Raw genomic sequence first — 8,252 nt, forward strand, 5'->3', positions numbered from 1 at the left:
TAAAGACACCGTCGCCCGGCCATCGGTACTTGAATGCGCCGGCGGCGCGGGTGCACCCTACGAACACAGCGGATACAAAAACAAAGGAACCCGCCCATGTTCGAGATCAGCACCCACCCCGTCAGCGACGCGGTGCGGCGGTACGCGCACCTGGACCGCGACGACTACCAGCGCCTTTACCGGCAATCCGTCGAACAGCCCGAGACGTTCTGGGCCGAGCAGGCAACCACCTTCCTCGACTGGATCAAGCCCTGGGACAGCCTCCACGAAAGCGACATGCGGCGCGGCCACGCCTCCTGGTTCAAGGGCGGCCAGCTCAACGTCAGCTACAACTGCATCGACCGCCACCTGGAAAAGCGCGGCGAGCAGATCGCCATCGTCTGGGAAGGCGACAACCCCGCCGAGTCGGCGCAGATCACCTACCGCAAGCTTCATCACCACGTCTGCCGCCTGGCCAACGTGCTGAAGAGCCGCGGCGTGAAGAAGGGCGACCGGGTGTGCATCTACATGCCGATGATTCCCGAAGCCGCCTACGCCATGCTCGCCTGCACGCGCATCGGCGCGATCCATTCCGTGGTGTTCGGCGGTTTCTCCCCGGACGCCCTGCGCGACCGCATTCTCGATGCCGACTGCCGCACCGTGATCACCGCCGACGAAGGCGTGCGCGGCGGCAAGTACGTGCCGCTGAAGAACAACGTCGACCAGGCCCTGCAGCGCTGCCCGGAGGTTTCCACCGTGCTGGTGGTGGAACGCACCCAGGGCGAGATCGAATGGGTCGAAGGCCGCGACCTCTGGTATCACCAGGCGGTGCGCCAGGCCTCCGCCGAATGCCCGCCGGAGCCGATGGATGCCGAGGACCCGCTGTTCGTCCTCTACACCTCCGGCAGCACCGGCAAGCCGAAAGGCGTGCTGCACAGCACCGCCGGCTACCTGCTCGGCGCGGCGATGACCCACCGCTACGCGCTGGACTACCACGACGGCGAAATCCACTGGTGCACCGCCGACCTCGGCTGGATCACCGGCCACGACTACGTGGTCTACGGCCCGCTGGCGAACGGCGCCACCACCCTGATGTTCGAGGGCGTACCGAGCTACCCGGACGCCTCGCGCTTCTGGCAGGTGGTCGACAAGCATCAGGTGAACATCTTCTATACCGCGCCGACGGCGATACGCGCGCTGATGCGCGAGGGCGACGAACCGGTCCTGCGCACCTCGCGCGCCAGCCTGCGCCTGCTCGCCAGCGCCGGCGAACCGATCAACCCGGAAGCTTGGGAGTGGTTCTACGAGGTGGTGGGCGACAGCCGCTGCCCGATCGCCGACACCTGGTGGCAGACCGAGACCGGGGCGATCATGATCGCCCCGCTGCCCGGCGCCATGGCGCTCAAGCCCGGCTCGGCGACGCAGCCGTTCTTCGGCGTGCAGCCGGTGATCCTCGACGAACAGGGCCAGGAAATCGAAGGCCCCGGCGCCGGCATGCTGGCGATCAAGGCCAGCTGGCCGAGCCAGATCCGCAGCATCTACGGCGATCACCAGCGGCTCATCGACACCTACTTCTCGCAGTATCCCGGCTACTACTTCACCGGCGACGGCGCGCGCCGCGACGAGGACGGCGACTACTGGATCACCGGCCGCGTCGACGACGTGATCAACGTCTCCGGCCACCGCATCGGCACGGCCGAGGTGGAAAGCGCACTGGTAAGCCATGACGATGTCGCCGAGGCCGCAGTGGTCGGCTGCCCCCACGCGGTGAAGGGCCAGGGCCTGTACGCCTTCGTCACCCTGATGAACGGCGCCCAGCCGAGCGACGGGCTCAGGCAGGACCTGCTCAAGCGGGTGGCCGGCGAGATCGGCAGCTTCGCCAAGCCGGACGCGCTGCAATGGGCGCCGAGCCTGCCGAAGACCCGGTCCGGCAAGATCATGCGGCGCATCCTGCGCAAGATCGCCTGCAACGAACTGGACGAACTCGGCGACACCTCGACCCTGGCCGACCCGGGCGTGGTCGACGACCTGATCGAGAACCGCCTGAACCGTTGAGCCGGACGCGTCGCCGGCGTTCGCGCCGGCGACCTGTAACGCGCGCTGCATCCGTTATCATCGGCCGATGGAAATCCTTCGCCGCCGCATCGAAACCCAGGTCCTCAGCCTCACCGGCCTCGCGCTCGGCGGGGTCGACTTCGAGCATCCGCCGGGCGACCCCGGCCTGTTCAGTCCGGACTCGGCGTGCTGGAAGGTCCACGGCGACTTCACCTCGATGCTGATCGGCGGCATCTCCGCCCTGATGTTGCAGGCGCTGCACCCGCTGGCGCTGGCGGGCGTCTGGGACCATTCGAACTTCCGCGAGGACATGCTCGGCCGGCTGCGCCGCACTGGGCAGTTCATCTCGGCCACCACCTACGGCAGCCGCGCCGACGCCGAACGCCTGATCGAGCGGGTCCGGCACATCCACGAGGGCGTGGTCGGGCAGGCCGCCGACGGACGCCCCTACGCGGCGTCCGATCCGGCGTTGCTGACCTGGGTCCACGTGGCCGAGGTCAGCAGCTTCCTCAAGGCCCACCTGCGTTACCTCGACCCGCACCTTCCGGGCGCCGAGCAGGACCGCTACTACGCCGAAATCGCCCGGGTCGCCGAACGCCTCGGCGCCCATGACGTGCCGCGCTCGCGGGTGGAGATCGCCGACTACCTGCAGGCGCAGCGCGCGCAACTGGTCTGCGACGCGCGCTCGCGCGAGGTGCTGCGCATTCTCCTCGATGCGCCAGCGCCCAGCCTGCTGGCCAGGCCGTTCGGCGGGCTGATGATGCAGGCCGGCATCGACCTGCTGCCGGACTGGGCGCACGCCATGCTCGGGTTCGACTTCAGCCCGGGCAGACGCCGGCTGATCCGCGTCGGCGTGCGCAACACCGCGCCGCTGCTACGCTGGGCCGTGCGCAATGGCTCGCTGGCGCGCGCCCGGCGACGCATGGGGCTGGCGCCGCTGCGCTGACCTGGCCCGGTACGTGACCGCCCGGTTCGCGTTTTGAGCGCCGCCACCGGTCTGTGCCAACATAGCGAATCGTCGCGCCCGCCGCGCCCACGCTCGAGGAATCGTCATGCAAGAAGTCGTAATCGTCGCCGCCACCCGCACCGCCGTCGGCAGCTTCCAGGGCTCGCTGGCGAACCTGCCCGCCGTCGAACTCGGCGCCGCGGTGATCCGTCGTCTGCTGGAACAGACCGGCCTCGACCCGGCCGAGGTGGACGAAGTGATCCTCGGCCAGGTGCTCACCGCTGGCGCCGGGCAGAACCCCGCCCGGCAGGCCGCGATCAAGGGCGGCCTGCCTTACTCGGTGCCGGCGCTGACCCTGAACAAGGTCTGCGGCTCCGGCCTCAAGGCGCTGCATCTCGGTGCCCAGGCGATCCGCTGCGGCGACGCCGAGGTGGTGATCGCCGGCGGCCAGGAGAACATGAGCCTGGCGCCCTACGTCATGCCCGGCGCGCGCACCGGCCTGCGCATGGGCCACGCCAAGCTGGTCGACACGATGATCGAGGACGGCCTGTGGGACGCCTTCAACGACTACCACATGGGCATCACCGCCGAGAACCTGGTGGAGAAGTACGCGCTGACCCGCGAGGAGCAGGACGCCTTCGCCGCGGCCTCGCAGCGCAAGGCCGTCGCCGCCATCGAGAGCGGACGCTTCAAGGACGAGATCACCCCGATCAGCATTCCGCAGCGCAAGGGTGAGCCGCTGGTCTTCGACACCGACGAACAGCCACGCGCCGGCACCAGCGAGGAAACCCTGGCCAAGCTCAAGCCGGCGTTCGCCAAGACCGGCTGCGTCACCGCCGGCAATGCCTCGGCGCTGAACGACGGCGCCGCCGCCGTGCTGCTGATGAGCGCTGACAAGGCCCGCGCGCTCGGCCTGCCGGTGCTGGCGCGCATCGCCGCCTACGCCAGCGCCGGCGTCGACCCGGCGATCATGGGCATCGGCCCGGTCCCGGCCACCCGGCGCTGCCTGGAAAAGGCCGGCTGGACGCTGGAACAGCTCGACCTCATCGAAGCCAACGAGGCGTTCGCCGCGCAATCGCTGTCGGTGGGCAAGGAGCTGGGCTGGGACGCCGCCAAGGTCAACGTCAACGGCGGCGCCATCGCCATCGGCCACCCGATCGGCGCATCGGGCTGCCGCGTGCTGGTCACCCTGCTCCACGAGATGCTCAAGCGCGACGCGAAGAAGGGCCTGGCGACCCTGTGCATCGGCGGCGGCCAGGGCGTGGCATTGGCGCTCGAGCGCTAGGCCGCCGGCCCGCACGGGGCCTCGACCGGCTTTTTTCGCTACACTGCGCGGCCCTCTCTTTCGAGTCGCCGCGCATGCCCTCTCTCGATCAGGCGCTGCGCGCCGCCCTCCTCCAGCGCGAGCCGCTGCTCGCCGAACTGCACGCCAAAGCCACCGATTGCTACCGGTTGTTCCACGGCAGCCAGGAAGGCGCGCCCGGCCTCACCCTCGACCGCTACGGCCCGCAACTGCTGGTACAGAGTTTCCACCTGCCGCTGGATCAGGCCCTGCTGCCGGACCTGCTCGGCCAGGTCGAGGCGGCCCTCGGCGTGCCCTTGCTGCTGGTCTACAACGACCGCTCCGGTGGCAACTCGCGCATCGACCGCAGCGCCGCTGCGCACCAGCCCGACGCCGCAGCGCTAGCCGACCTCGTCGGGCGCGAATGGGGGCTGAACTACCGCGTGCGCGGTCGCCATCCCGGCCAGGACCCGCTGCTGTTCCTCGACCTGCGCAACGCGCGCGGCTGGGTCAAGGCGCACAGCGCCAGCAAGTCGGTGCTCAACCTGTTCGCCTATACCTGCGGCGTCGGGCTCTGCGCGGCGGCCGGCGGCGCGAACGAGGTGTGCAACCTGGATTTCGCCGAAGGCAACCTGGCGGTCGGCCGGGAAAACCTGGCGCTCAATCCGGGGCTGGCGATGAGCTTCGTGCAGTCCGACTACTTCTCGGCGATCCGCCAGCTCGCCGGGCTGCCCGTCAGCAGCCGCCGTGGGCACAGGCTGCCGTCGTACCAACGCCTGGCGCAGCGCACCTTCGACCTGGTGTTCCTCGACCCGCCAGCCTGGGCGAAGAGCGCGTTCGGCACCGTCGATCTGCTGCGCGACTACCAGAGCCTGCTCAAGCCCGCGCTGCTGGCCACCGCGGAAGATGGCGTGCTGGTCTGCTGCAACAACCTGGCGAAGGTCGCCCTCGCCGACTGGCGCGAGCAGGTGCTGCGCTGCGCCAGCAAGCTCGGTCGCCCCGTGCGTGACTGCCAGCAGATCGAACCGGCGGCGGACTTTCCCTCGCGCGATGGCCAGCCGCCGCTGAAGACACTGGTGCTGCGCTTCTAGCGAAACCGCAGCGGAGCTTCGGAACCGCGACGACATGCCATACTCCAACGAACCTTTCGTCGGGACAGAAGACTACCCATGCCCAAAGGATTGAAACGCGCCGGCATCGCCTCCCTGGTCGCCCTCGTGCTGTATGCCCTGATCGGTTTCCTGATCCTGCCCGCCGTCGCGGTGCGCGTGGTCAACGCGAAGCTCGCCGAGTACGCCACGGTTCCGGCGCATCTGGAAAAGGTCCGCTTCAACCCCTTCACGCTGGAGCTGGAGCTGACCGGGCTGCGCTTCGGCGAGGTCGGCGGGGAGTCGCTGGCCTTCGCCCGGCTCTACGCCAACCTGCAGCTGAACAGTCTCTGGAGCGGTGCGCTGCACCTGGCCGACGTGGAACTCGAGCAGCCGCTGGTGGACCTGCGCTTCGCCAAGGACGGCGCGTTGAACCTCGCCCAACTGTTCAAGTTGCCGCCCGCCGAAACGGCGGCCGAAGCACCGGCCGACGCCGATGAAGGCCCGTTTCCGGTGCGTATCGACCGCCTGGCGATCGCCGGCGGCAAGCTGCACTTCGAGGACCTGCGCCCGAGTGAGCCGATCGAATTCTTCTACGACTCGCTGGATCTCGACCTGGCGAACCTCAGCACACTGCCCGATGGCAACGCCGAGGCCACGCTGTCCGCCAGCAATCCGGCCGGTGGCCGCATCGACTGGCAGGGCCAGGTGAGCCTGGCGCCGATCCGCTCCAGCGGCCACCTGCAGGTCACCGACGTCGCCTTGAAGACGTTCTGGCCCTACGTGCGCGACGCCGCACCACTGGACCTCGAGGAAGGCAGCGCCAGCCTGGACAGCCGTTACGAGCTGGACCTCAGCCAGGGCACCGAGCTGCGCCTGAGCGACGCCAGCCTCAAGCTGGCGCCGTTCTCGATCAAGGCACCGGATGGCCGTCCGCTGCTCAAGCTCGCCAGCCTGGACGTCGCCAAGGTGGCACTGGACCTGGCCCGGCGCCATGTGGAAATCGGCGAGGTGCGCAGCCAGGGCCTGGAAGCCTGGGCCGCCCGCGAGGCCGACGGCCAGATCGACTGGCAGAAGCTGTTCGCCCAGGACGCCGCCGAGCCCGCCCCGGCCACCGCAGCAGCGCCGACAGCGCCCGCAGCGGAAACGGCGGAAGCGCAAACGCCCTGGCAGGTGCTGCTGCAGGATGCGCAGCTGCGGGGCGCGAAACTGCATCTCGCCGACCGCCAGCCGAAGCCCGCGGTCGCGCTGGAAGTCGGCCCGCTGGACCTGGACGTCAGCGCCTTCGACAGCCTCGGAACCTCGCCCTTCCAGCTCAAGCTGAACACCTCCATAGCCGGCCAGGGACGTCTGGAGGTGCAAGGCCAGGCCCAATTGCAGCCGACCAGCGCGCAACTCAAGGTCGTCAGCAAGGACATCGACCTGCGCCTGGCCCAGGCCTACCTCAGCCCGTTCATTCGCCTGGAGTTGCGCAGCGGCCTGCTGAGCAGCGATCTCGATGTCGCGCTGACCGGCACCGAGCCTCTGGCATTGAGCGTCACCGGCAGCGCCGACGTGGCCCAGTTGCATACGCTCGACACGCTCAAGGAGCGCGACTTCGTCAAATGGCGCGCGCTGGCGATCAAGGGCCTGGATTACCGCCACGGCAAGAGCCTGAGCATCGACACGGTCAATCTCGACCAGCCCTACGCACGCGTGGTGATCAACGAGGACCTCACCACCAACGTCAAGGAGCTGCTGGTTCCGCAGCCGCCCTCGAACGAGCCGGACAGCCCGCCGCTGGCGATACGCATCGGTGCGATCGGCCTTAAGGACGGTTCGGCGAACTTCGCCGACTTCAGCCTGCGCCCCAACTTCGCCACCGCCATCGGCCAGCTCAACGGAAAGATCGGCACCCTCGACAACCGCAGCAAGAAGGCCGCTGCGGTGGAAATCGCTGGCAAGGTGGACCGCTACGCGCCGGTCAGCATCCGTGGCCGCCTGGAAGCCTTCGATCCGCTAAACAGCCTGGACATCGCCACCAGCTTCCACAACGTCGAGCTGACCACGCTGACGCCCTACTCCGGCAAGTTCGCCGGCTACCGTATCCGCAAGGGTCGCCTCGACCTCGACCTGCACTACAAGGTCGAGCAGGGCCGGCTGAACGCCGAGAACAAGCTGGTGCTGCATCAGCTGGAGCTCGGCGAACGGGTCGACAGCAAGGACGCGGTGGACCTGCCGGTGCGCCTGGCGGTTGCCTTGCTCAAGGACACCAAGGGCGTGATCTCCATCGAGCTGCCGGTGCAGGGCAATCTCAACGATCCGCAGTTCAGCGTTATGCCGATCGTCTGGCAGACCCTGCGCAACTTGGTACTGCGCGCGGTGCAGGCGCCCTTCAAGCTGATCGCCGGGCTGGTGCCCGGTGGTGGTGACAACCTGGATCAGGTTTCCTTCGCGCCCGGCAGCGCCGAACTGGACGACAGCGCGATGCGCTCGCTGGACACCCTCGCCGATGCGCTGAAGAAGCGCCCCGAGCTGCGCCTGGAAGTCGAAGGCGTCAGCGCCCGTGCCAGCGATGGCCTGCCCCTGGCCGAGCAGCGCCTGGAGCGCGAGTACCGCACCGTCAGCTACCGGATGCTGCAACGGCGCGGCGACAAGGTGCCGGCCAGCGCCGACGAGCTGGTGGTGGAGGACGATGACAAGCCCGCGCTGCTCGAAGGCATCTACCGTGATCGGCTCAGGCAACAACCGCCGGCGGAGTGGAAGGAGCTCGACCGCGAACAGCGCGTGGCGAAGATGCGCGAGGCGGTGATCGGCTCCTGGGTACAGCGCCCGACCAGCCTGCTCTCGCGCAAGCTGGCCCAGGACCGCGCCGCGAACATCAAGGATTACTTGGTGCAGCGCGGCGGCCTGGAGGATCAGC

General features: G+C 68.8%; 5 protein-coding genes. All 5 read left to right on the forward strand.

Translation table 11 applies throughout. The features are described 5' to 3' along the window. The first annotated feature begins 96 nt into the window (after positions 1–96). Complete coding sequence (acs, locus tag B3E91_RS14840; protein WP_287030153.1) at positions 97–2,034, forward strand: acetate--CoA ligase; 1,938 nt, start codon at positions 97–99, stop codon at positions 2,032–2,034. 67 nt (positions 2,035–2,101) lie between these two features. Next, entirely contained in the window at positions 2,102–2,980 is an 879-nt protein-coding gene (locus tag B3E91_RS14845; protein ID WP_287030154.1) for an oxygenase MpaB family protein, read from the forward strand. Positions 2,981–3,086: 106 nt separating this feature from the next. Beyond that, a complete protein-coding gene (locus B3E91_RS14850) occupies positions 3,087–4,265 on the forward strand; it encodes an acetyl-CoA C-acetyltransferase (protein ID WP_273234281.1) in 1,179 nt (392 codons plus the stop codon). A gap of 74 nt (positions 4,266–4,339) precedes the next feature. Continuing rightward, positions 4,340–5,353, forward strand: coding sequence for a class I SAM-dependent rRNA methyltransferase (locus tag B3E91_RS14855; RefSeq protein ID WP_287030155.1), 1,014 nt, complete (start codon positions 4,340–4,342; stop codon positions 5,351–5,353). Positions 5,354–5,431: 78 nt separating this feature from the next. Further along, positions 5,432–8,252, forward strand: a 2,821-nt coding sequence (locus B3E91_RS14860; protein ID WP_287030156.1) for a DUF748 domain-containing protein, incomplete at its 3' end; no start/stop codon positions are given.

The organism is Pseudomonas sp. UBA6310 (assembly GCF_002438225.1).
Taxonomy (GTDB): Bacteria; Pseudomonadota; Gammaproteobacteria; order Pseudomonadales; family Pseudomonadaceae; genus Pseudomonas_O; species Pseudomonas_O kuykendallii.

Excerpts from the sequence above, each read along its gene's own strand:
- acs (WP_287030153.1), top strand. The coding sequence starts at position 97 with ATGTTCGAGATCAGCACCCACCCCGTCAGCGACGCGGTGCGGCGGTAC.
- B3E91_RS14845 (WP_287030154.1), top strand. The coding sequence starts at position 2,102 with ATGGAAATCCTTCGCCGCCGCATCGAAACCCAGGTCCTCAGCCTCACC.
- B3E91_RS14850 (WP_273234281.1), top strand. The coding sequence starts at position 3,087 with ATGCAAGAAGTCGTAATCGTCGCCGCCACCCGCACCGCCGTCGGCAGC.
- B3E91_RS14855 (WP_287030155.1), top strand. The coding sequence starts at position 4,340 with ATGCCCTCTCTCGATCAGGCGCTGCGCGCCGCCCTCCTCCAGCGCGAG.